General features: G+C 66.2%; 20 protein-coding genes. 7 read left to right on the top strand and 13 right to left on the bottom strand.

Going from position 1 to position 23,898, the window contains the following annotated elements; all coding sequences use genetic code 11:
- Genes BLU38_RS11750 through BLU38_RS11740 form a run of 3 tightly spaced genes read left to right on the top strand, consistent with a single transcriptional unit; the run spans nucleotide 1 to nucleotide 3,768 of the window.
- On the top strand, nucleotides 1–867 hold the full coding sequence (locus tag BLU38_RS11750; protein ID WP_172836120.1) for a carbohydrate ABC transporter permease: 867 nt from the start codon (nucleotides 1–3) through the stop codon (nucleotides 865–867).
- Entirely contained in the window at nucleotides 864–2,963 is a 2,100-nt protein-coding gene (locus BLU38_RS11745) for an alpha-galactosidase (RefSeq protein ID WP_091524807.1), read from the top strand. Before BLU38_RS11750 ends, BLU38_RS11745 begins: the two co-directional genes overlap by 4 nt.
- A 19-nt stretch (nucleotides 2,964–2,982) precedes the next feature.
- A complete protein-coding gene (locus BLU38_RS11740) occupies nucleotides 2,983–3,768 on the top strand; it encodes a hypothetical protein (RefSeq protein ID WP_091524802.1) in 786 nt (261 codons plus the stop codon).
- A gap of 57 nt (nucleotides 3,769–3,825) precedes the next feature.
- Here BLU38_RS11740 and BLU38_RS11735 read toward each other — a convergent pair whose 3' ends face one another.
- Entirely contained in the window at nucleotides 3,826–4,437 is a 612-nt protein-coding gene (locus BLU38_RS11735) for a TetR/AcrR family transcriptional regulator (protein WP_091524799.1), read from the bottom strand.
- Nucleotides 4,437–4,835: a hypothetical protein gene (locus tag BLU38_RS11730; RefSeq protein ID WP_091524795.1), complete on the bottom strand. Its 399-nt coding sequence runs from the start codon at nucleotides 4,833–4,835 to the stop codon at nucleotides 4,437–4,439. The genes BLU38_RS11735 and BLU38_RS11730 overlap by 1 nt, the downstream gene beginning before the upstream one ends.
- Before the next feature lie 86 nt (nucleotides 4,836–4,921).
- Here BLU38_RS11730 and BLU38_RS11725 point away from each other — a divergent pair, with 86 nt between their 5' ends.
- Nucleotides 4,922–5,545 (top strand): DUF2461 family protein, encoded by a 624-nt coding sequence (locus tag BLU38_RS11725; protein WP_091524793.1) that lies wholly within the window; start codon nucleotides 4,922–4,924, stop codon nucleotides 5,543–5,545.
- A gap of 69 nt (nucleotides 5,546–5,614) precedes the next feature.
- Nucleotides 5,615–6,448 (top strand): phytanoyl-CoA dioxygenase family protein, encoded by an 834-nt coding sequence (locus tag BLU38_RS11720; protein WP_091524790.1) that lies wholly within the window; start codon nucleotides 5,615–5,617, stop codon nucleotides 6,446–6,448.
- A 38-nt stretch (nucleotides 6,449–6,486) separates the two neighbouring features.
- Here the strand turns inward: BLU38_RS11720 and BLU38_RS11715 are convergent, their stop codons facing one another.
- From BLU38_RS11715 to BLU38_RS11695, 5 genes are read right to left on the bottom strand one after another with little or no spacing between them, the layout of a single operon-like run.
- Complete coding sequence (locus BLU38_RS11715) at nucleotides 6,487–7,113, bottom strand: YigZ family protein (RefSeq protein WP_091524786.1); 627 nt, start codon at nucleotides 7,111–7,113, stop codon at nucleotides 6,487–6,489.
- Between the two features lie 34 nt (nucleotides 7,114–7,147).
- Complete coding sequence (locus tag BLU38_RS11710) at nucleotides 7,148–7,618, bottom strand: NUDIX domain-containing protein (protein WP_091524782.1); 471 nt, start codon at nucleotides 7,616–7,618, stop codon at nucleotides 7,148–7,150.
- Between the two features lie 18 nt (nucleotides 7,619–7,636).
- Nucleotides 7,637–8,632, bottom strand: a complete 996-nt coding sequence (locus BLU38_RS11705) for an ABC transporter permease (protein ID WP_091524778.1) — start codon at nucleotides 8,630–8,632, stop codon at nucleotides 7,637–7,639.
- Nucleotides 8,629–9,519: a carbohydrate ABC transporter permease gene (locus BLU38_RS11700; protein WP_091524775.1), complete on the bottom strand. Its 891-nt coding sequence runs from the start codon at nucleotides 9,517–9,519 to the stop codon at nucleotides 8,629–8,631. Before BLU38_RS11700 ends, BLU38_RS11705 begins: the two co-directional genes overlap by 4 nt.
- 2 nt (nucleotides 9,520–9,521) lie before the next feature.
- Complete coding sequence (locus tag BLU38_RS11695) at nucleotides 9,522–11,282, bottom strand: type 2 periplasmic-binding domain-containing protein (protein WP_091524772.1); 1,761 nt, start codon at nucleotides 11,280–11,282, stop codon at nucleotides 9,522–9,524.
- 256 nt (nucleotides 11,283–11,538) lie between these two features.
- On the opposite strand from BLU38_RS11695, the gene BLU38_RS11690 reads away from it, so the two are divergent.
- On the top strand, nucleotides 11,539–12,276 hold the full coding sequence (locus BLU38_RS11690; RefSeq protein WP_091532297.1) for a FadR/GntR family transcriptional regulator: 738 nt from the start codon (nucleotides 11,539–11,541) through the stop codon (nucleotides 12,274–12,276).
- Nucleotides 12,277–12,285: 9 nt separating this feature from the next.
- Here the strand turns inward: BLU38_RS11690 and BLU38_RS11685 are convergent, their stop codons facing one another.
- From BLU38_RS11685 to BLU38_RS11670, 4 genes are all read right to left on the bottom strand, one after another.
- The gene (locus BLU38_RS11685; RefSeq protein ID WP_091524768.1) at nucleotides 12,286–13,665 is read right to left on the bottom strand and encodes an aspartate aminotransferase family protein; all 1,380 of its coding nucleotides are present in this window, start codon (nucleotides 13,663–13,665) and stop codon (nucleotides 12,286–12,288) included.
- 110 nt (nucleotides 13,666–13,775) lie between these two features.
- On the bottom strand, nucleotides 13,776–14,801 hold the full coding sequence (locus tag BLU38_RS11680; protein ID WP_172836119.1) for a LacI family DNA-binding transcriptional regulator: 1,026 nt from the start codon (nucleotides 14,799–14,801) through the stop codon (nucleotides 13,776–13,778).
- A 48-nt stretch (nucleotides 14,802–14,849) separates the two neighbouring features.
- A complete protein-coding gene (locus BLU38_RS11675) occupies nucleotides 14,850–16,259 on the bottom strand; it encodes a sulfatase-like hydrolase/transferase (protein ID WP_231920385.1) in 1,410 nt (469 codons plus the stop codon).
- A 2-nt stretch (nucleotides 16,260–16,261) separates the two neighbouring features.
- Nucleotides 16,262–17,482 carry an MFS transporter gene (locus BLU38_RS11670; RefSeq protein ID WP_157683397.1) on the bottom strand — a complete coding sequence of 407 codons (1,221 nt, stop codon included), beginning with the start codon at nucleotides 17,480–17,482 and terminating at the stop codon, nucleotides 16,262–16,264.
- 309 nt (nucleotides 17,483–17,791) lie between these two features.
- On the opposite strand from BLU38_RS11670, the gene BLU38_RS11665 reads away from it, so the two are divergent.
- Complete coding sequence (locus BLU38_RS11665) at nucleotides 17,792–22,000, top strand: GH92 family glycosyl hydrolase (RefSeq protein ID WP_197680084.1); 4,209 nt, start codon at nucleotides 17,792–17,794, stop codon at nucleotides 21,998–22,000.
- Here the strand turns inward: BLU38_RS11665 and BLU38_RS11660 are convergent.
- Together BLU38_RS11660 and BLU38_RS11655 are read right to left on the bottom strand one after the other, a co-directional pair.
- A complete protein-coding gene (locus tag BLU38_RS11660) occupies nucleotides 21,978–23,258 on the bottom strand; it encodes an MFS transporter (protein ID WP_091524757.1) in 1,281 nt (426 codons plus the stop codon). The genes BLU38_RS11665 and BLU38_RS11660 overlap by 23 nt on opposite strands.
- Nucleotides 23,230–23,838, bottom strand: coding sequence for an ArsR/SmtB family transcription factor (locus BLU38_RS11655; RefSeq protein ID WP_231920300.1), 609 nt, complete (start codon nucleotides 23,836–23,838; stop codon nucleotides 23,230–23,232). Before BLU38_RS11655 ends, BLU38_RS11660 begins: the two co-directional genes overlap by 29 nt.
- Between the last annotated feature and the right edge of the window lie 60 nt (nucleotides 23,839–23,898).

Here is a 23,898-nt window from a genome sequence, read left to right as displayed (position 1 = left end):
ATGGCAACCGTGGCAGCAGCCGACACCACCCACCGTGGCCGTGCCCGTGGCCCGAACAAACGCTCGCCGGTCTTCCACGTGATCATGATCCCGTTCACGCTGCTGTACATCAGCCCACTGGTGTTCGTCACCGTGATTGCCTTCCGCTCCTTCGACGACCTGTCGTTGAACGGACTGTCCTCCCTACCGCGAAGCTTCACTGTCGAGGGTTTCATCACCGCCTTCAACGCCGGCACCAAACACGCCCTCGGGAACAGTGTGATCGTCACGGTGTCGGCGGTCGTGCTGAGCCTGTTGCTCGGGTCGATGGCGGCGTACGCGCTGAGCAGATTTCGGATCCCGTTCCGCCGGGTGATCCTGCTGATCATGCTGGCGGGCAACCTGATGCCCCCACAGATCTTGTTGATCCCGGTCGCCAAGATCGCCGAAGGGTTGGGAATCTACGACACCCTGTTCGCGCTGATCGTGGTACAGGTCGGCTTCGGGCTGGGCTTCTACACCTTCGTGCTGCACGGCTTCATGCGCAGCATTCCGCAGGAGGTGTTCGAGGCCGCGGTGGTCGACGGTGCCGGCCCTTGGCGGATCTACCTGCGGATCGTGCTGCCGCTGTGCCGGCCGTCATTGGCGGCGCTGGCCGCGTTGGCAACGACCTGGATCTTCAACGACCTGCTCTGGGCGATGACGGTGCTGCGGACCCAGACCAAGTTTCCGGTCACCGCGGCACTGCTCAATCTGCAGGGCGGCTACGTCAGCGAGTGGAACGTCGTCGCCGCCGGGTCGATCATCGCCGCACTGCCGCCCGCGATCGTCTTCTTCATCTTTCAGAAGCACTTCGTGTCCGGACTGTTGGTAGGAGCCAACAAGTGACTGACAGCACCGACCGAGACGGACGGGTGTGGCGGCTGCCGACCCGCGGCAGCGAGTATGCGGTGTCCGAGTCACCGGACGGCACCGGCCTGATCATGATCGGCTGGGGTGAGCGGAGTGACGAACAGCCGTGGAAGATGCCGTGGGTCAACTACGACCTGGAGATCGACGCGGTGCCGACCGAGTACTCCGCGACCGGCACCCGGCAGACCAGGGGAGCCGAGCTGATCGTCGATCATGGTGACGGGCTGATCGGTGCACGGCTGCGACTCGACCCGGCCCAGGTCACGCTGGACACCGACGGTCCCCGGACGATCCTGCGGGCCGTGCACACCGACAGCACCGGACAGCTGCGGTTGACCTCCGAGATCGAAACCAGTCGTGATCATGACGTGGTCGCCAAGAAGGTGATCGTCAAGAACACCGGCAGCCGATCGCTGACCTTCCCGCGGCTGTTCAGTGCCGGCTGGCAGCTGCCGATCGGCCCGGGAGCCCGGATCGACTATCTCGCAGGTGCCTGGGCTCACGAGTTCGGCGAACAACGGGCCGTGCTGCCGTCGGGTGAGCTGTCGATCGGCAGCCGGCAGGGCTTCACCTCGCACCGCTACAGTCCGGTGATCACGGTCGCGCCGCTGGACGACTGGGATGCAGGCAGCGCGAGGCCGAGCTACTCGATCGCCCTGGCCTGGAGCGGTTCCTGGCGGATGCTGGTCGATGCGGTGCCGGGCGCCGATCGTGTCCGGGTCGCCGGTGGCATCGACGACGAGACCTGCGTGATCACCTTGGAGCCGGGGGAGTCGTTCGAAACTCCCGCCATGCTGGGGATCCGTGGCGCGGCCGAGGACTCCGACGCGATGGCGGCGCAGTGGCACCGGTATCAACGTGGGCAGCTGGCCCGCAACCAGGCTGTTGATCACCGACCGATCGTCTACAACTCGTGGTATGCGACCGAGTTCGATGTCGAGCTCGATCATCAACGCCGGTTGGCCGGAATCGCCGCCGAACTCGGTGCCGAGGTGTTCGTTGTCGACGACGGCTGGTTCGCCGGACGGACCAGTGACCGCGCAGGGCTCGGCGACTGGACCCCGGATCCGGCCAAGTTCCCCGACGGGCTGGGCCCGTTGATCGACACGGTGACCGGGGCCGGGATGCGCTTCGGTCTGTGGGTCGAGCCGGAGGCGGTCAACCCGGACAGCGATCTCTTCCGCGCTCACCCGGACTGGATCTACCGTGCTGGGGACCGGCCACTGCTCACCGGACGCAACCAGTACGTCCTCGATCTCGGGCGACCCGAGGTGCTGGCCTGGGTCGGCCAGATGCTGCGAGACGTCCTGGCCGACAGCCGGATCAGCTACCTGAAGTGGGACCTGAACCGCCCGATCAGCGACGGCGGCCGCCCCGGAGATGATCATGGACGGCAATGGAGCGTGCAACACACACTGGGCTACTACGCCCTGTTGCACCTGCTACGGACCGAGTTCCCCCACGTCACCGTCGAGGCCTGCGCCGGCGGCGGTGGCCGGATCGACAACGCCGTCCTCGCCCGCACCGATGTCGTCTGGACCAGCGACGAGACCGGACCGCGGGACCGGCTCGCGATCCAACACGGCTTCCTCGGTCGCTATCCGGCATCGGTGATGAGCTCCTGGGTCACCGACGAACCGGACGAACTCGACCATGACCCGGCCAGCCTCGGCTTCCGGTTCGCGGTGGCGATGACCGGTGTGCTCGGGGTCGGATCGGACCTGCTCGGCTGGGACAGCGCGACCCGGAGCCGCGCCGCGGAGCTGATCGCCACCTACAAGGAGATCCGCGGCACCGTGCACAACGGCGACGTCCACCGGCACGGCACGCCGCAGGACCCGATCTACATGCTCGAGTACGGCGACCGGGACCGCAGCTGTCTTTTCGTGTTCCTGCGGCCGGGCGCCGACCGGGACGAGACGGTGCGGCCGCGTGGTCTCGACCCGGACGCCCGCTACCGCCGGGTCGGTGGCGACACCGTCAGCGGTGCCGACGCGATGGCCGTCGGACTGCCGATCCGGTCCGTGCTGGCCCCTGATGCGGATCTGATCATCCTGGAACGCCAGGGATGATCACCGGTGAGGGCGGGCGATGACCCTTCGACTCAGCAGCGATCTGCAGCACGGTGGCAGATGGACCTCGCTGCGCAGTGCAGACCGCGAGTGGCTGTGGCGCCATCCCGATCCCGCGATCCACGAGGCACGCGACATCGCGATCAGCGGTCAGGACTTCGTCGACGCCGGCGGGGCGGAGGAGTGTTTCCCGACCGTCCGCGGCGCTCCCGATCATGGGGCCGCGTGGACCGCCCCGTGGACACCGTCGGAGGGGCCGTCGAGCGCCGGCTGTGACGTCGCCGAAGCACACCTGCAGCGCACCGTCGTCCCCGGCGCCGACGGACTCACCATCGACTACCGGATCCAGGGATCGCCCGGCCTGCGATTCACCCACGCCGTGCACGCACTGCTCGATCTCGGCCCGCAGGCACGGATCGAGATCACCGGCCGGCCACCGATGCGAGTCCTTGATCATCCGACGCTGCAACAGAGCTACTGGCCGCAGCTCGGCGCCGTGGACGCCGGCCGGCTGCTACCGGTCGACGGCACGGCGTACGCGATGATCATCGACTGTGCCGAGGTCGTCGTGGTGGACGGTTCCGACCGGCTCCGGTTGCGCTGGGAAGTGACCACCGGTGAGGCGTCGACCTCGTTGATGTATTGGCGCAATCTGGACGGCTGGCCCGCGGCCGCGCCATACCGGACGATCGGGATCGAGCCGATGATCGGGCGGACCGCCGAACCGGCCGCCGACCCGGAGGCCGCCGCCGTCCTCGACCGATCGGGCGAACTGCGCTGGCGACTGACGCTCTCCGAGGCGTAGCCCGCTTGTGCGGTGAGGGAGCGGCGGCGAACACCGAAGAATCGGCCGCCTCTCCGCTCAGCGACTGATCGCGTTGATCAGCAGGTCGGCCAGCGCATCGGCGTACTCGTCGGCGTCCTGCTCGGAGTGGGAGGCCAGATAGGCGAGCATGGTGTCGATCGCACCCTGGTAGGTGACCGCCATCACGCGAGTGTCGAAGTCGCGGAGTTCGCCGGAGCGTTGCCCTCGGCGGAACAGTTCCTGCTGCTGCCGGTACGTCTCCTCGTACAGATGCAGATCGAGGCGTGGGCTGCCGTCGGCCCGGCGCAGGTTGTGCACGATCGCGTTGACCGCCCGCAGGTGGGCGCCGTGGGTCCGGCCCAGCGCCACCACCTCGTGCAAGGCCGAGCGGATCACCTCCGCCACCGGTGCCGTGGTGTCGATCCGTGCCGCCAAGTCGTCCCGCAGAGCGTTCACGGTGGCGAGTGCGGTCTGTTCCATCAGTGCCTCGCGGTCGCTGAAATAGTGCGAGACCAGTCCCTTGGAGACACCTGCCGCCAGCGCAACCTGGGCCAGTGACGTGTGGCGATACCCGTGCCGTGCCAGCGCCGCGACGCAGCCGTCGATGATCTGCGAGCGGCGTTCGTCTTCGCCGAGTCGTTGTCGCGGGCCCGACCGTGCGGCTGCCATCAGTTGCCCGACCGCTGCTCGGCGACCGTTTGTCGAGAGCCTCGCACGACCGTCACCAGGAGCACGGCCATCAGCGCGGCGATGACGATCATCTCGATCCGCATCCAGCCGGGGAACAGACCGGTGGCAGCCTCGATCAGGTTGGCGATCAGCAGCACCGCGGCAATGATGCCGACGGCGCGAACAGCCCGTCGGTCACCGGCTCGTGCCGCTCGCAGGCGCAGGGTGAGGACGACGGCGAAGACGGCCACGATGATCGCATGCACCCAGGCTTCGGTGGTGGCGTATCGGGGTGCTGCTGCCGCCATGATCACGAGCGCGGCGAGGGTGCTGAGCGTGAGTCCGAGATAGCCGATCACGATGCCGGTGGCGGCACCGAGTGAGCGCTTATTGTCCACTCGGTCAATAGTAATGATCGGATGGCCTCGGAGCTGAGCCGTGGCTGTGCGCCCGAACCGTCGGTGCTTGCTGCCAGGATCGAGCCATGGCATTCAACGGCTGGCCGCGCGAGGCGTTCGACGTGCTCGCTCGCCTCGAGGGAGATCCGCCGCTGTCGGTCCGGGAGGAGGTCCGCGCCGACCGCGAGCGGCTGGTCAGGGTCCCGATGATCCAGCTGCTGGACGAGCTGGCGGATCGCGACCCCAGCTATGCCGACCATGCGGTGTGGCATTACGGCAAGACCGCGTGGTGGTGGCAGAACCAGTCGTCATCGATCAGGATCGACCGGAACATCGAGATCGGCGTCGGGCTCGGGTTCGAGGGGATGACGATGCAGGGCGCCTGGTGGTACGGGTCGACGGAGCAGCGGGAACGGTTCCGGGCAGCGGTCGCCGGTCGTTCCGGTGCCCGGCTGCAGCGGATCGTCGACGACCTCGTCGAGCGTGGCTACGAGATCAAGGGGGACAGGATGAAACGGGTGCCGAAGGGCTACCCGGCCGATCATCCGCGCGCGGACCTGCTGCGGCATCGATCGCTGATCGCCGCCCGGCATCTCGGCTTCGACGACTGGTTGTTCGGTGCCGAGGCGCTGGATCGGGTCGAGCAGGTCGGTGCCGAATTGCGCCCGCTGCTGGAGTGGTTGGCGGACAAGGTGGTCGCCGAGTCCTGAGGTTCGGCCTGAGTATTGCCGATCGCGGCTATTGATGATCATGGTCGGGCAGCGATAACCTCGAGTTCCATGACCTCAGCGCTGTCGTCTCCTCCCGTCCTGACCGATGAACAGCTCGCCGAATTCGACGAGCAAGGCTTCGTGATCATCAAGGGCGCCCTGTCCGCCGAGGACGCCGAGAGCTACCGACAGTCCATCCTGTCGATGATGCCGCCGAGCCTGGAGATCCCCGCGGTCTGGGGGTCCTACGACGGCCGGATCAAGCCGATGGCCGGCCCGGGGCGGCAGACCTTCGACACCCCGGACCTGCTGCCGTTGATGACCAACGACAAGCTGTACGGCGCCGCCAGCCAACTGCTCGGCTCGACCCGTCTGCGGGTGATGGACGGGTCGGTGGGGATCACGATCCGCAACGACGCGCACACCGACCGGCCGTTGAGTCAGACCCTGCATCTCGACGCGTCGGTACCGACCTCCGCCGACGACTTCACCTTCGACCAGCAAGAGCTCCAGGTCGGCGGCTGCTACTACCTGACCGACGTCGAGGCAGGAGGCGGAGGCATCCATGTGGTGCCCGGGGGTCACAAGATCGTCGAAGCCGAGGCCCGGGCAGCAGGATCGGGTGGCCGGCATCTGCATCAGGACTGGAAGCAGATCGAACACCTGACGAGTGTCGAGATCACCGGCGAGGCCGGTGACTTCGCCCTGCTGCACCACCTGATGCCGCACGGCGCATCGCACAACCGCAACTCCACTGCCCGGGTCGCCTACTTCGTTCGTTGGGTGCGTGAGGACCAGACCTGGGGCGCCGGCGCCAAGCCGGCACCGAACAGCTACGACGATGATCAACTGGCGGCGATGGGCGACCTGGGCCGCAAACTCTTCGGTGTCGACGACTGGTAGCCGTCGGGCCGTCCCAGGGTCGGCCGCGATGCCGGATATCAGTCCGGGCGCCAGGCCGTGCCGATCGACCGGACCACGGCATCGCCGTGGCTCACGGTGGCGATCGCCGACCGCACCGGGTCCAGCTCACCGGCGGACACGGCGATCCGCAGCGTGACCCGGGCGCCGTACTCGATCCCGAGGATCTCGACACCACGTTCCCGCAGATCATTGTCCAAACGTGGTGCGGTCGCATGGTCGGCGGTGATCTCCAGGAGTTCCCCGATCGTGAAGTGCCGCAGGGTTGCCCGGTCGATGGCCGCGCGGGTCGCCGACCCGTACGCCCTGATCAGTCCACCCGACCCGAGCAGGGTGCCGCCGAAGTAGCGGGTCACCACCGCGACCACGTCGGTGATGTCGGCGCCCTCGAGCGTCTGCAGCATCGGTGCACCGGCGGTCCCGGCCGGCTCGCCGTCGTCGTTGCTGCGTCGGGTCGACCGGTCCGGGCCGAGGACGAATGCCGTGCAGTGGTGTCGTGCGTCCCAGTGCTCGGCTCGGACGGCTGTGATCACCGACCGGGCCGCGTCCTCGTCCGTGACCGGGGCGAGCCGGCAGATGAAGCGGGACCGGCGATCCTCGATTTCGGCCTCGACGGCCGCGCCGATCGTGGTGTAGCCGGTGATCACGGTCGACCGGTGACTGCTCGGCGGACCACGATGATCATGCCGGTTCCAGTTCGGCGACCGGTCCGCCGATCGCGGCGACCGCGGCCTCGATCCGGCGCCGGTTGCGTTGATTGGTGTAGGTGCCCAACTCGGCCACCGGGACGAACCGGTAGCCGTGCAGCTCGTCCGGCGGCGTGACGATCGACGCGATCACCGACTCGTCGAGGACACCGCCGTCGTAGCAGAACATCAACGCTCCGTGCGGATCGTCGGTGCCGTCCGGTGCCACCCACTCCATGCAGAGCATGGCCCCGATGGTCAGATCGAGGCCGAGCTCCTCGAGGACCTCCCGGGCGCAGCCGCTGCGGGGTGATTCGTCGGCCTCGACGGTTCCGCCCGGCAGCAGCCAGTGCTCCCGATAGGTCGGCTCGACCAGGCAGACCCGATCGGACCGGTCTCGGATGATCGCACCGGCGGCGAGCCGGCGCCGCGGCAGGGTGGCCAGGAACTCCCTACGGTTGAGCATGCCTCCAGGTTCTCACGCTCAGAACAGTCCCTGCTTCGCCACCCGTCGAGCCAGCCAGTTGGCCAGCAGGATGAGGATCAGCGAGATCACGGCCTTGAACAGGGCGATGGCCGTGGCATAGGAGTATTGCGGGATCTGGGACTGGAAGGCGATCTGGAACGAATAGGTGTCCAACACCTGTGACACCGACAGGTTGTTGGGGTTCTGCATCAGCAACACCTTCTCGAAGCCGACACTCAGCATCTGTCCCATGTTCAAGATCAACAGCGTCACCGTGACCGGCAGGATGCTGGGCAGGTCGATGTGCCAGATCCGGCGCAGGATGCTCGCACCGTCGACCCGGGCCGCCTCGTGCAGCTGCGGATCGACACCGGCCAGCGCGGCCAGGAAGATGATCGCCGAATAGCCGAGGGTCTGCCAAGCGCCGGACCAGACGTAGGTGTGTCGGAACAATCCCTCACTCAGGAAGTCCACCGGTGACCCGAACAGGGCCGCGATCGGCCGGTTGACCACGCCGGTGGTCGGCGAGAACAGCATCAGGATGATGCCGACGAGCACCACCGTGGAGATGAAGTACGGCGCGTACGTGATCAACTGCACGGTCTTCTTGAAGCGCTGGTTGCGCAGCGAGTTGAGCAGCAACGCCAGCAGGATCGGCAACGGGAAGAGTGCGAGCAGCGCGTAGATGTTGAGCACCAGGGTGTTCTTGATCACCGGCCAGAACAGATGGCTGTGGAAGAACTGCGTCACGTACTGCATGCCGACCCAAGGGCTGCCGTTGATGCCCTCCATGATGTTGTAGTTCTTGAACGCCAGCTGCAGGCCGTACATCGGCCAGTACAGGAAGACGATCGAGAACACCACCGGAGGGATCAGCAGCACGTACAGTTGCCAGGCCCGGCCCATCCGACGCAGCAAGGGCGCCTTGCGGACCTGATCCGGACGTGTCGGCTGCCGGCGCCGCTGCTTGTGCTTCGGCGAGGCGTCGCGCTCGGCGACGGACGTCGTGGTCATTTGACGGATCCAATCAGCGCGCCCTTGACGAAGTGCTTCTGGACGAACGGGTAGGCGATCAGCGGCGGGATCATCGCGACGACGATCATCGCGTACTTCAGCTTGTCGAAGAGTTCCTTGCGACGGAGCAACTCGGCGACGTCACCGCTGCCGATCATGGACGGGTTGATCGCGCTCTGGCTCAACAGCTCCCGCAGCACCAGCTGCAACGGCTGCAGTCCCGGATCGGTGGTGTAGAGGAAGGCGTTGAACCAGCCGTTCCACTGAGTGATGCCGTAGAAGAGCAGGTTGACCGCGATGATCGGCTTGCTCAGCGGCAGTGCGATTCGGAAGAAGAAGCGGAAGTCGTTGGCGCCGTCGACCTTGGCCGCCTCCAACACCTCGTTGGGCACGTTCATCTGGTAGAACGTGCGGGTGATGATCACGTTGAACACGCTCATCGCGCCGGGCAGGATGATCGCCCACCGGGTGTCCAGCAGCCCGAGCTGCTGGACCACGATGTAGGTCGGCACGATTCCGCCGGCGAACAGCGCCGGGATCAGGAAGAAGAAGGTCAGTAACCGACGGAACGGCAGATCGTCCCGGGACGTCGCGTAGCCGGCCAGCAGGGTCAGCGCCGTCCCGATCAGTGCACCGGCCACCGTGTACAGCACGGAGTTGGCAAAGCCGATCACCAGGTTCGGCGACTCCAGGATCGTCTTGTACGCATCCGCCGTGACGCCGACGGGCCAGAGCACCACCTCGTTGTTGGCGATCGCGCCGGCGCTGGAGAAGGACGCACTCAGGACGTAGACGAGCGGGTACAGCACCATCAGCGTGAAGACGATCAACACGCAGTAGTTGACGATGTAGTAGGCCCGGTCGCCCTTGGGTTCCTTGATCCTCATGATCACTTCGGCCTGGAGTCGTAGGCCTTCTGGTAGATGTCCAGGTAGCCCTGGAGATCCATGGATTTGAACGCATCGACGTAGCCCTGCCAGTCGGCATCCTTGTTGATGTCCTTCTTGCCCAGCGCGAACTGGGACAGCCCCTGCTTGACCTGCTGCTGGATCGAGGTCGCGGTATCGGCCACTTGGGCCGCGCTCTCGTCGGGGATGATCACCGGCGGAAGCTGCATCTCCTTCTTCTGGGCAAACGGTTCGTAGAGTCGGCCGGCGTCGTAGAGACCCTTTTCATACGTCGGCTCCTTGGGGTTGACCTGCTGCCCTCCGCGGAAGTCCAGCGAGCGGTACATCGTCGCGTACTGATTCCAGGACTGGCCCTCCGGGGCCGGCCATTGGACGTCGCGGAACAGCGCCTGCCCACCGTCGATCCCGTCGGCGCCTTCTTTGGCCCAGAACCAGTTCTTGTCCTTGATGCCGTCGTACATCCACATGATCGACTCCAGGTCCATCTGATAGTCCGACCACTGGACGAGGATCTCGGGATTCTTGCAAGCGCTGGTGATCTGCAGCCCGTTAGTGCTGAAGCCGTAGTAGTCCCACTGAGCGACCTGATTGCCGTTCGGGCCCTTCAGCGGCGGAACCGCCACGTAGTCACGCCACGGCGCATCCTTCTCGAGGGTGACCGGGTTGAAGAAGGATCCCCACCAGTAGGCGCGAGCAAAGCCGATCATGCCCTTGTTGCCGGCGGTCTGCAGCTCGGTGTCGCTCATCGAGAAGTTCTGTGCGGTGAGTACACCGTCGTCGCCGAGCTGACGCAGATACTTCAGTGCCTCGCGCCACTCGGGCAGATTCGGGGTGAACTCGACCTTGCCGTTGTTCAGCCGCATCCAGCCGCCGTTCTGGTCACCACCCGGGGTGTACAGGAACGGCTGCATGAAGAACGGATCCAGAGCGTTGTTGACACCCGAGGCGAACGGCACGAAGCCACTCTTGCCCGACGGGTTCTTGCCCTTGAACTCCAGCAGCACCTGGCGCAGCTCTTCGGTGGTGGTCGGCATCTTCGCGCCGACCTTGTCCAGGTAGGTCTGGCTGATCCAGGCTCGGCCGTTGCTGCTGCGGCAGTGGTAGCAGTCGTTGACGCCCGGCATCTGATACAGCTTGCCGTCGTTGCTGGCCTTCAGAGCGCGCAGGTCCGGATAGTCCTTCATCGCCTGCCGGGTCTCCGGTGCGTACGTCGCGATCAGATCGTCCAGTGGCTGGAAGAGGCCCTGCTGACCATAGAGCGAGACCTGCGCGGTGGTGAAGGGGACGCCCATGAACGCGTCCGGCAGGTCGCCGCCGGACAGCATCGCGTTGATCTTGGTCATGTCGTCGCCACCGTTGGGGTTGGTGATCAACACTGCCTCGAACTTGACCTTGACTCCGGTTCGCTCCTCGAACCACGCCGTGGTCTTGTTCTTGTTCCAGTCGCCGACGGTCTGCGAGTCCTGCGGCACGACGATCCGGAAGGTCTTCTTGCCGTCACCGAACGGCTTCTTCTCCCGGGCCCGCGGCCCGACGTAGCCGGACTTGAAAACCGGCCCCTTGACCTCCGGGCCCAGTTCCATCGGCGGAATCGTCGGCTTCGATCCCTTGGGTCCGGAACCGCCGCCGGAGGAGTCGCAGCCCGCGAGCAGCGGCGTACCGAAGGCGGCCGCACCAGCCGCACCAGCAGCGAGCAGCGCGCGCCGGGACAGCCGCAGCTTCTCGTTGGATCTTCCTGTCATCTCGTTCCTCCTCCTTGAGGCAATCGGCACGACGCACGCCAGGCACCACTGCGACTGGGGCGACCAATCCCAGGCACAATGATCGGATGATTTGCTGAGGAGCGCAAGCGATACATCCGATTTTCTGCGCGCGCATGGCATCGAAGTATCCCAAGGCTGGACAAGTCCTCTGATGGCTGTCAGTATCGTCGGACCATTGGTCGGATGTCTTGTGGCCGTGCTGCTGGCGCCGATGGAAGAAGTGGCGGTCTCAACGATGCGAAAGCCGAGGGTCGACGGCTCGCCTGCCCTGACCGATGTCGCGGTCCAGAAGATCAAGCAGATGATCATCAGCGGCGAGCTGGCTCCGGGGCAGCGGCTGCCACGGGAGGCGGACTTCGCCGATCGGCTCGGTCTGTCCCGGAGTTCGCTGCGCGAAGCCGTCAAGGGGCTGTCGATGCTCGGCGTGCTCGACGTCCGGCAAGGCGACGGGACCTACGTCGCCAGCCTGGACTCGGTGATGCTGCTCGGCGGGATGGCTTTCGTCGTGGACTTCCATCGCGACGACGAGGTGCTGCACTTCCTCGAGGTCCGCAGGATCCTGGAGCCGGCCGCGAGCGAGATGGCCTGTGTCCGGCTGACCGACGCCGAGATCGATGAGCTCGATGCCCATCTGGACCGGCTCGGCGAGGATCCGAGCGTCGAGGAACTGGTCGCCTCGGATCTGGAGTTCCACAAGATGATCGTCGCCGGTTCGGGCAATCCGGTGCTGACGTCGCTGTTGGACAGCATCGCCGGCCCGATCCAACGCGCCCGACTGTGGCGCGGCAGCACCGAGGCGCACGCGCTGGCCCGGACCACCGCCGAGCATCGGGCGATCGTCCGGGCACTGCGGGCCCGGATGCCGGCCGTGGTCAGTGCCGCCGTCACCACCCACATCTTCGGGGTGGAGCAGTGGCTGCGGTCGGCCTCACCCGAACTCCGCCGGCAGCTGCAGCTCACCGCCCGCCCCTGAACGACGAGCTCAGGAACCGACGAAGGCGTCCACTGCGGTGGCCAGTTGATCGACCTGGCCGACAAGCTCGTCCAGGACGGCGCTGTCGGCGATCAACGGCGGGGCCAGGATCAGCATGGTGGCACCACGGTCATCGGGGCGGGTGAGCAAACCGGCCTCGCGCATGGCGGTCGGCAGCACCGTGCGGACGATCTGTTGCGCCTGATCGGAGGTGAGTGACCGGCCGGACTCGCGGTCGGCGGTGAACTCGATGGCGTAGAAGTAGCCGGTGCCGCGGACGTCGGCGACCGTCGGATGGGCATCGCGGACCTGATCCAGGCCGGCCCGGAAGTGCGACTCCAGTTCGCGGACGTTGCCGACCGCGTTCATCTCGATCATGGCGTCGATGTTGGCCACGGCCGCGGCGGTGGCGACCGGATGGCCGCCCCAGGTGTTGCCGTGGAAGAAGGATCCGCCGTCCGGGGAATCCCAGAGCGCCTCGACCAACGGCGTACGGATCGCCATCCCGCCCAACGGGGCATACCCCGACGTCGCCGCCTTGGCGAAGGTGATCATGTCCGGTACGACGCCGAAGCGTGCGGTGCCGAACCAGTCTCCGACCCGGCCGAAGCCGCAGATCACCTCGTCGGCAACCAGCAGGATGCCGTGCTGATCGCAGATCGCCCGGAGTTCCTGCCAATAGCCGTCAGGCGGGACCAGGGCGCCTTGGGAATTCTGGACAGGTTCGGCGAAGATCGCCGCCACCTTGTCCCCGCCGACCTCGTCGATGATCGACTTCAGGGCTGCGATCGACGGGAGATCAGCCGCTGTGCCACCCTCGGGGATCGTCTCGCCCAAGGTGTTCGGGAAGTGCCGGACGTCGGGCATCACCGGCGTGAAAGGCTCTTTGTACCAAGGGATCCCGGTGAGGGCCAGCGCACCCATCGTGACGCCGTGATAGGCCATCTCGCGGGCGATGATCACGGTTCGCTCCGGCTGCCCCTGGCTGCGGTGGTACTGCCGGCTGAACTTGATCGCCGACTCCACCGCCTCGGATCCGGAGTTGGAGAAGAAGATCCGGTCGAGATCGCCCGGAGTCAGCTCGGCGATCTTGGCGGCCGCCTCGATCGCGGACGGGTGCGCGGCTCCCCAGTTGGGCCAGTAGGGCAGCTTCTCCATCTGCTTCATCGCCGCGGCGACGATGTCGGTCCGGCCGTGCCCGATGTTGACGCAGAAGAGCCCGGACAGACCGTCCAGATAGCGCCGCCCACCGTCGTCGTAGACGTAGCAGCCCTCCCCGTGGTCGATCACCGGCAGTTCGGCCGACCGCCAGGCCTCGGCTCGGGTGAAGTGCGGGACGAGGTTCTTACGTGCCAGCGCTCGGAGTTCCTCGGGCGACGTCGGATTCACAGCGTTCCTCCTGCCGGTAGCGGGTGTACGCGTCCCATCTTCCGCCCCACCACGGCCGGCGTCCACCCGACCGCGGCCGCGTCGGATGGCTCAGGACAACGTTGCGCTCATCAGTCGGCCCGACAACCACACGACGAGCGTCGGTGCAGAACCGGTCGGGGCACCGTCCGGTCGCCCGAGACGCTCTCGCCCAACAGGTCCAGCAGGATCCGCCCGCTGACCCGTCCCAGATCGACCGGGTGGACGGCGACGCTGGAGACCGAGGGGGTCCACATGCTCGAGGCCTGCAGGTCGTCGATGCCGACCACAGCGCAGTGGGTGCTGTCCAACCCGTGTTCGGCCATCGCCTTCAACAGGCCATAGGCAACTTGGTCGCTGTGACAGAGGATGCCGTCCGGTGGCGGGCCGGCAGCCAGCAACTGCCGGGCGACTCGATGCGCGCTGCGCATGTCGGCCGGCAACGGCGCGGTCCAGCTCTCGTCGATCTCCACCCCTGCTCCGGTAGCCGCCGCGCGGAAACTCCGCTCGCGCTCGACGCGCGGGGTCGCTGCCAGCTCGCCTCCGAAGTAGCCGACGCGGCGACATTGATGATCACCGATCAGATGTCCGGCACCGATACTGCCGATCGTGTCGTCGGCCGTCCCGACGGAGGGCAGTGTCGAATCGCGCAAGCTCCGGTAGAGCACCAGCGTCGGCAATCGATCGCCCGCAGGGTGCAGGTCGGATCCGTCTGAGTGCAGCGCTGGGATGATGATCACGCCGGCGACTCGCTGCTCGGCGAGCGACTTCAACACCGACCGCTGGGTCGCCAGATCGTCGTTGGTGTTGGTGATCATGACGAAATAGCCGAGTTCTGCCAGCGCCTCCTGTGCGCCCAGCGACAACTCGGCGACGAACGGATTGACGACATCCGGCATCACCAGCGCCACCATGTTCGTCCGCTGGGTCCGCAGGCTCGCCGCCGTCTGGTTGTACACGTAGCCCAGTCGATCGGCCTCGGCGAGGACCTGATCACGGGTCGCCGCGGTCAACAAGGGGCTGCGCCGCATTGCGAGCGAGACGGTAGCCCTGGAAACGCCGAGCGACTCGGCCACGTCGATCATCCGCACTCGGCGTTGCGGGGGCTGCTGCGTCATCGTCATCCGTTTCTCTGCTGCGATCACAGCTATCGTCCCACGGAGCGGTCAGTCCTGGACGATGAGCGTCGCGGCATCCGGATCGATGTCGAGTCCGGCAAAGGCATCGCCTCCGCCTTCCGACGGCGCGGCACCGATCCGCACCGGATGGTTGTGACTGTCGGCGGCGACCCGTTCGAGGTCGAGCTCCTGGAAGTGTGCGGTGGCTTGTCGGCGCAGTGCCAACAGCTGCTCCCGGGCTCTGATGTTGTAGGCCAGGTTCATCGTCTCGAGCGGATCGTGGCGACGGTCGATCAGGTATTCGCGGTGGTCCGGAGCCGACCAGATGTACTTCCAGCGTTGGTTGATGACGCTGTACAGGCCGAGGGTGCCCTGTTGGTATTGGCCGTACAGGGTGCGGTCTGCGGCTGGAGTCTGCAGCGGCAGACCGTCGGTGTCCGGCAACTCCGCTCCTGCCGCCCGGATCGCGGTCGGCAGGATGTCCACCAGGCTGACCGGTGAGCCGATCCGCTGTCCGCGGCCGAATCCGGGCCCGGAGCAGATCAACGGTACCCGGGCAGCCGGGTCGAGGAACGACCGCTTGCCGTAACAGCCGTAGTCGCCGAGGAACTCGCCGTGGTCGGCGGTGAGGATGATCATGGTGTCATCCAGCCGGCCGGAATCGGCGAGTGCTGCGACGATCCGTCCGATCTCGTGGTCGGCGAAGGTGATCGACGCGTAGTAATACGAACGGATCAGCTGTTCGAGGCGGCGATCGCGGCCGCCGTCGCGGAACTTGTATCGATTCTGCAGCCGGTTGTACGAGGTCAGCAACGACCCACCGCCAGCCGGTCGGTGCGGCTCGGGGAGCAGCGAAGCGGGATAGCGACGGTGCCACGGCGCGGGCGGGGAGAACGGCGGATGCGGTGCGATGAAACTGGACCACAGAAAGAACGGAGATCGCCGTTCGGCCAGGAAGTCCCGTGATCGCTCAGCGACCCACCGGGTCGGGTGCGCTTCCTCCGGAAGGGGCGACAGTTGTGGGATGTAGTACATCTCATCCCGCATGCCGTGTGGAAACTGCACCGCATCATGGCCAGCGGCCGACAACCATCGGAGGTAGTCGTCGGACTCGCAGTCGCCGAACTCCTCTTCACTGTCACGGGTTTGGAATCCGCGGAGGTCCGCGGTGTCTGGGGTGAAGTGCATCTTGCCGACGCCGTGCGTTCGATAGCCCGCGTCGGTGAGCAGGCTCATCAGGGTCGGCGTCGCAGGCATCGGCGAGCCGTTGTCGAAGCAGCCGAGGCGTTGGGGTTCCTGGCCACTGATCAGGCATGCACGAGCTGGAACGCAGACCGGAGACGGGGTGTAGGCGGAGGTGAAGACCGTCCCACGTGTCGCCAGTGCGTCGATGTTCGGTGTCTCGACCGTCGGGTTGCCGTAACAACCGAGCGCATCGGCACGGAGCTGGTCGAGCAGGATCAGGCAGATGTTGGGGGAAGCGATGGCGACACTCCTGTCGGCTCGGGGTCGGTGGTCAGCGAGACAGCCTTCGCCGGCATGAAGATCAGACCGATCGCGACGCTGCAGAAGGTCGCCAGCGCGAGGACCCAGGCGAAGGCGGAGAAGCTGGCGGCGACGATGATCGGAACCACCGAGCTCCACAGCGCCAAGATCATCTTCTGCGCAAAGATGATCATGCCCTGCGCGGTCGTCCGCAAGGCGGTGGGGAACAGCTCCTGGCACCAGACCCGGTAGAACTGCTCCTGGCCGCACGATCCCGCAACGGCGTTCAGCACGATGAAGATGATCACTGCTGCCGTGCTGGTGATGGGGAAGATGATCAACATCAGGGCGGCGACGATCGAGAAGAAGCCGGCAATGCCGTACAACACTCGACGGTTCAGCCGGTCGACCAGCGGCATGAAGAGGAACGCCACTCCGAGACCGCCGAGCGCGAAGTTGAGCGCGTTGAAACCGACGCTGGCTCCTTGCCCTTGGCCGCCGACGGTCTTCAGGATGTAGGGCAGGAAGAAGCCGAACGTGCCGGCCGCGATGCTGCCCAGGGTGTGGACGCCGAAGACGAACAGCAACGGCCGGACCAGCCGTGGTGTGAACAATGCTCGAAGCTGTTGGCGGCCGAGCTGGCCGGTGTCCCTGGCGTGGTTCCAGACCTCGGACTCAGCCATCTTCCGACGGAGGAGCCAGGTCACCAGGGCTACCGCGACCAGGTGTCCGAACACGATGCGGATGCCCAGAACGCCGGTGTCGGCCAACGCGAAGGCCAAGAGCAGTGAGACCACCGGTCCGAGATTCCAGAAGAGGGACGTGAGTCCGATCATCCGGCCCCGGACCCGGTTCGGGGCGATCTCGCCGACCAGCGCCCACGATGTCGGGACGTCGGCACCGACAGCCAGCCCCATGATGATCAGGCCGACGAACAGCATGCCGCTGTTCAGAGCGAGCAGCACCAACAGGCCGCCCAGAACGTAGACCAACAGGTCCCATTGATAGATCCGTTTGCGGCCGAACAGGTCACCCAGTCGCCCACCGATCAGCGCGCCGACAGCGTAGGACGCCGCGTTGGTGCCGAGTGCGCCGAGCAGGCCCACGAGCGAGTCACTCATGCCGAAGGCCGACGACCAGAGGGCGAGTCCGGAGGACGCCGCGACGATCGAGCCGGCGTCGATGTAGTCGGCCATGCAGCCGAGGATTGTGCGCCGCCACTGCACCTGGCGCGGGCCGACGGGTTGAGCGGGAATCGAGGGTGAAGACATCGCTGTGCTCCTCCAATTAGATCGATCCAACGCTATTAGATCGATCTAATTGGTGTCAAGAAGGTGCCCTGAGTACTGGCTGCCGGACCGCTCCACAGGAGCTTGACAGGATCGGCCGGCGATGGAAACGTATCCAGTCCGACGGTGCCGTCGGAGCCGCGGTGTCCTGCGGCCAGGGTGAGGTCACCGACGGCTCACCGGCTGCACAGGACCCCGCCTGGCAAGGAGACCCGCGTGTATCGATCACCCCGTCCGCTACGTCCGTCGTCGCTCCGTCGTCGGCGTACGGCGTGGCGCCTGGGCGCTCTGGCCGTCGCCTCGATCGTCCTCGGCAGCCTGCTGCTGCCTCACGGACGAGCGGTCGCCGAGCCGGAACCGGACTCCGCGGCCGAATTCGCGTCGTCGCTGGAGGCGCAGGACCCGCAGCCCGATTGGTCGAGCGCGACCGTGAAGTCCTCCGGTGTGGTTCGCAGCACGACCGACGACACCCCTGGTTTCCGGACGGCGGTCGGCAACGGACCGACGGAGGCCGACACGGCCAAGACCGAGGTCGGGTTCAGCGGTCTCAAGGCCCTGCACTATGCCGGACACCAGCAGACAGCGGACCGCAGCTATGCCTACAACAAGCTCTTCGCCGTCGACATCCCGGTGACCGCGGCCACCACACTGTCCTACAAGATCTTCCCGGAGCTGATGAATCCTCATCTGGGTAAGGGATTGCCGACACCCAGTAGCTATGTCTCGGTGGACCTGGAGTTCAGCGACGGGACCCATCTACGAGACCTCCGGGTCGAAGATCAACACGGCTACCGGCTGACCGCCGACCAGCAGGGCGCGTCGAAGACGCTGTATGCCAACCAGTGGAACGCCGTCACCGCGGTGATCGGCGAACGGGCCGCCGGCAAGACCATCTCGCGGATCCTGTTGGACTACGACAATCCCGACACCGGAGCGGGCGACTTCAGCGGGTGGCTCGACGACATCGTGATCGCTCACACCGCCCCGCGACCGGACCGGGACAGTCTGGTCGATTGGGTGGACACCACCCGAGGTACCAACAGCAACGGCGACTTCTCCCGCGGCAACACCATCCCCGCTACCGCCGTCCCGCACGGATTCAACTTCTGGACACCGGTCACCGATGCCGGCACCACCCGCTGGCTCTACCGCTATCAGGAGGACAACAACGCCGCCAACCAGCCGCAGATCCAGGCATTCTCCTTGAGTCACGAACCCTACCCGTGGGGCGGTGAACGCAACACCATCCAGGTGATGCCGGCCGAAGGGGCGGACGAGCCCGATCCGGATCGGACGGCACGGGCGATGGCGTTCAGTCATGATCATGAGGTCGCCAAGCCCTACTACTACGGTGTGACCCTGGACAACGGCCTGCGGGCCGAGATCGCGCCCACCGATCATGCCGCGATGATGCGCTTCCGCTTCACCGGCGACACCTCGAACCTGATCTTCGACAACATCACCAACGACGGCGGCATCACGCTGGACCCGGAGTCCGGGACGCTGACCGGCTACACCGACGTCGGCGTGGAATCCCGGGCCCGGATGTTCGTCTACGCGACCTTCGACCGACCGGTGCGCAAGGGGGCGAAACTCGATCCGAGTGGTCGCTCCGATGTCGCCGGCTACTACCAGTTCGACACGTCGGCCGACAGCGACAAGACCGTCACGATGCGGATCGCGACCTCCTTGATCAGCATCGATCAGGCGAAACGGAACCTGCAGCAGGAGATCACCGACGACGACACGTTCGAGACCGTGAGGGATCGGGCCAAGAAGCTGTGGAACGACAAGTTGGCGGTGATCACCGACGTCCGGGGCGCGACACCGGACCAGCTGACCACCCTGTATTCCAGCCTGTATCGACTCAACCTGTATCCCAACTCCAGCTACGAGAACACCGGCACCGTGGCCGATCCCGATCTTCGCCACGCCAGCGATTATGCGGCGCCGGTCTCGGACAGCACGCCGACCAGGACCGGCGCCAAGATCATCTCGGGCATCTCGTATCGGCCGAGCAACTTCTGGGACACCTATCGCACCTCCTGGCCGGCCGACGCGCTGTTCTATCCTGAGCAGACCGGGCGGCTGATCGAGGGGTCGCTGAGCCAGTTCCGGGAGAGTGACTGGATCGCCACCGGGATGGTCGGCAGCAGTTCTGACGTCTCGTTCGCCGATGCCTACCTGAAGGGCGTGACCGGCTTCGACATCAAGACCGCCTACCGGGCCGCAGTGAAGAACGCCACCGTGGCTCCGACCGAGAAGGGCGGACGAGAAGGCCTCGAACGCGCGATCTTCCTCGGCTACACACCGACCACGACCCCGGAGAGCGTCTCCCGGACCACCGAGAACGCGATCAACGACTTCGGCATCGCCCAGCTGTCCGAGGCGCTCTACCGGTTGAGTGCGCCGAACGACCCGGAGCGTGAGACCTACCAGACCAACGCCCGCTACTTCCTGGACCGGGCACGCGAGTACGCCCACCTCTTCGATCCGAAGATCAACTTCTTCCAGGGCCGCGACGACGATGGTGACTGGCGGCAGGCGCCGGAGGACTACAACCCCGACGAGTGGGGCTGCCAGTACACCGAGGCCAACGGCTGGGGGATGGCGTTCGCCACCCCGCAGGACGGTCGGGGATTGGCCAACCTGTACGGCGGCAGGAAGGCGCTGGCCGACCGGCTGGACGAATACTTCAGCACCACTTCGACCGCGGAGTACCCCGGCTGCTACGGCAACGTCATCCACGAGATGCGAGAGGCGGCGTACATGCAGATGGGGCAGTTCGCGCTGAACAACCAACCGGACCACCACATGCCGTACATGTACAACTTCACCGACAAGCCGTATCGGACCCAGAAAGTCGTCCGGGAGGCGCTGGCCCGCCAGTTCGTCGGCAGCGAGATCGGCCAGGGCTATCCGGGCGACGAGGACACCGGCGAGATGTCGGCGTGGTACGTCTTCAGTGCGCTCGGCTTCTACCCGTTGCAGGTCGGGCTGCCGGAGTACGCGATCGGCTCGCCGCTGTTCACCTCGGCGACGATCAATCTGGAGAACGGCCACAAGATCGTCGTCAACGCACCGAAGAACAGCGCGAAGAACATCTATGTCCAGGGGCTGAAGATCAACGGCGAGAGCTACCGCAGGACGACACTGCCGCACGATCTGCTGGCCAAGGGGGCGGTGCTGGACTTCGACCTGGGACCGCAACCGTCCCGCTGGGGTGCCGGACGTGACGATGCGCCGGACTCGATCACCGACGGCGACGAACCACCGCAGCCGCTGCAGGATCTGACCGGCAGCAAGCACGGCACCGCCTCGAGCACCGACGGTGCGGTCGACGAACTCTTCGACAACACCTCCGAGACGCAGTCCCGTCTCGACTCCGACGAGCCGGCTGTCACCTGGAGATTTGCCGGCGGAAGCGAGCAGACCGCACAGCTCTACACCGTGACGTCCGGGGCCAGGACCGAGGACCCGACCGGCTGGATCCTGCAGGGCTCGACCGACGGCACGACCTGGACGACGATCGACCACCGGAGCAAGCAGAGTTTCGACTGGCGCCGCCAGACCCGCGTCTTCGCGATCAAGCATCCGGCCGCGTTCAGTCGGTATCGGATCAAGTTCAGCGGGCCGTCGAAGCAGCCGATCGCGTTGTCGGAGATCCAGTTGCTCGGCCGGCCGCCGTCGCAACCGGGCAAGGCGCTGGACGCCGAGTTGACGGCCGAGCAACCGCTGGCGCTGCCGCAGGACGAGCCGACCACGTCGGAGGCGCAGCTCACCGTCGACGCCACCGCGCCCGGGACCGCGGAGATCACGATCGGCGACATCGAAGCGCCGCAGGGCTGGACCGTCGAACCCCGGCAGAAGACCCTCGAGCTGGAGTCGGACGGCAAGCCGGTGCAGGGCACCGTCCCGTTCACCGTCACGATCCCGGGAGGGACTCCCGAGGGCGAATACCCGGTGGCAGCGACAGTGACGATGCCCGGCGCCGCACCGGTCCGGAGCGTCGCGCTCTACCGGGTCACCGAGAAGATCGCCTTCGACACCGGGACGGCCGACGAGCAGCCCTGGCTGTCCGATGCCGACGGTTCCCAGGTGGACGGTGGCGGCAACAGGTTCGCCGACAACGCCAACCACTTCACCTACACCTTCGCGCTGCCACAACAGTCGACCGGGGCGACGGTGACGTTACTGATCGACAACCAGTTCCGGGTGCAGGCCAGTGCTGACGGCAAGGACTGGACCGATGTGTTGGTCGAGGAGCGGGAGATCAGGGACGGCTCCAACCGGGCCGAGCGCAGTGTTGATCTTGCTCCCTATCTCGGCAGTGACAACACCGTCTCGGTGAAGGTGTCGGACAGCTTCCCCGACGACGGTTGGGGAGGCCGTGTCGGTCACGTCACCGTGACGATGAGTCGCTGAGGTCACCGCGTACTGCGACGACGTCGGCCAGGGTCCGGCATCGCCGCAGCGGCGAACGAGCAAGCGGTAGCACCGCGAGCAGGCCGACCACGGCGGCGGTCAGGATGGTCGCGCGGGGACCCCACCATCCGGCCGCTGCTCCACCCAGCAGCGCGCCGACGGGGCGGATGCCGTAGTTGATCGAGGAGAAGGCACCGACCAGACGGCCCCGCATGTCCTCAGGGATGACCTTGATCATCACCGAGTTGATGGTGATGTCGTAGAGCATGATGCCGCCGGTCACGACAAAGGCGCAGCCGGCGTAGCCGATGATCTTGGACGGCGCCGGTGTCGACTCCGGGATCACCGCGAAGATCACGAACGGCAGCGAGAACAGGACGGTGCCGATCATGGTGATCGGGAACAACCCGATCCGCTTCGACAACCGCGACGCCAACAGGGCACCGGCCAGGGCACCGAAGGCACCGATTCCCTGAGCCGTCCCGATCTGTCCGGCGCTGAGCCGCAGGGTCCGGGTGGCGAACACCAGAACGACGGCCAGGATCGCAAAATTGGCCAGATTCATCGTGCTGGTGCACCACAGGATCGAGGACAGCCAGCGGTCCCGGAGCATCGTCCGCAACCCCTCCACTGCTCCGCGCAGAACATGCTGATGTTGCCGCTCGGGTCGCGGCTCGTCCAGCCTGATCCCGATCACCGACAGCGCCGACACCAGATAGGACGCGCTGTCGACCAGCAGAGCCGCCGGTGCGCTGAGCGCTTGGATCAGCCAACCGGCAGCGGGTGGCCCACCGATCTCGGTGACCGAGCGAGCGGTCGAGTTCAGGGAGTTGGCCGTGATCACGTCGTCGGTGTGCACCAGCCGAGCGAAGAAACTGATGTAGGCGGTCTGCGAGACCGAGCCGGCCAGACCGACGAGCACTGCGACCATGATCAACTGACCGACGGTCAACCGGCCGATCAGAGCAGCGACCGGGATGCTGGCCAACGCTGCGGCGCGGGCCAGGTCGGTCAGCACCAGGATCCGTCGCTTGCTCGTGACCCGATCCACGGCGGTGCCGGTCAGCAGGGCGAACAGATAGGGCACCCAGCTGGCCGCGGTCAGCACCCCGAGCTGCCACGCCGGTGCGTGCAGCAGCAGGATGGCGATCATCGGCAGCGCGAGTGCGGTGACCTGATCGCCGAGCATCGAGATCGACTCGCCACCCCAGAGTCTGGCGTAGCGGCGGTTACGTCGGAGCAGGTCGATCATGACCATCTCGCGCCGAATCGCTGTCGGCGGACGGCATCACGTGCCGCACCATCTGGACCGGCCGGGCGTCCGGCGGGCGCTCTTCCCTGGTCACATACGGGGCGAGCAATGCCTCGACGGCGCGGTTGATCTCGCGGAGCTCGGAGAGCGTCACCGTCACGGTGGTGTCGTGACTGCTGGCTTCCGCTCGCCAGTCGGCATCCAGCAGCGGCTCGACCTCGCGGCGCCAGTCGCCGACGACGTCACCGCGTACCTGGTCCAGCGCGGACTGCAGCGAGATGGCGGCCAGCCTGCTCGCCTCGTCGGTCACCTCGTAGCGGAAGCCGGTTCCGGCGGCGCGCCACCACCGTTCTCGGCCGCGGCCCAGCTCGGGTGCGTCCACCACCAGACCGAACTGGGCGAGATGGCGCAGATGCCAGCTGGTCACCGAGGGAGAGGCCCCGACGGTCTTGCTGAGCATCGTCGCCGTCGCAGGCTCGGACTGCAGCCGGAACAGGATCTGGATCCGGACCGGATGGGCCAGTGCCCGCATCCCGGCTGCATCGAGCTCGACATCACCGTACGGGTTGGTCATCGGGTAGCCCATGAGAGAGTCATATCGACACAGTACTCTCGATATGAGTGTATCGAGAGATTTCTCTCAACT

It is taken from the genome of Microlunatus soli, assembly GCF_900105385.1.
Lineage (GTDB): Bacteria > Actinomycetota > Actinomycetes > Propionibacteriales > Propionibacteriaceae > Microlunatus > Microlunatus soli.
The sequence above is the reverse complement of the archived record's forward strand: the minus strand, read 5'-3'. Positions and strand labels throughout refer to the sequence as shown.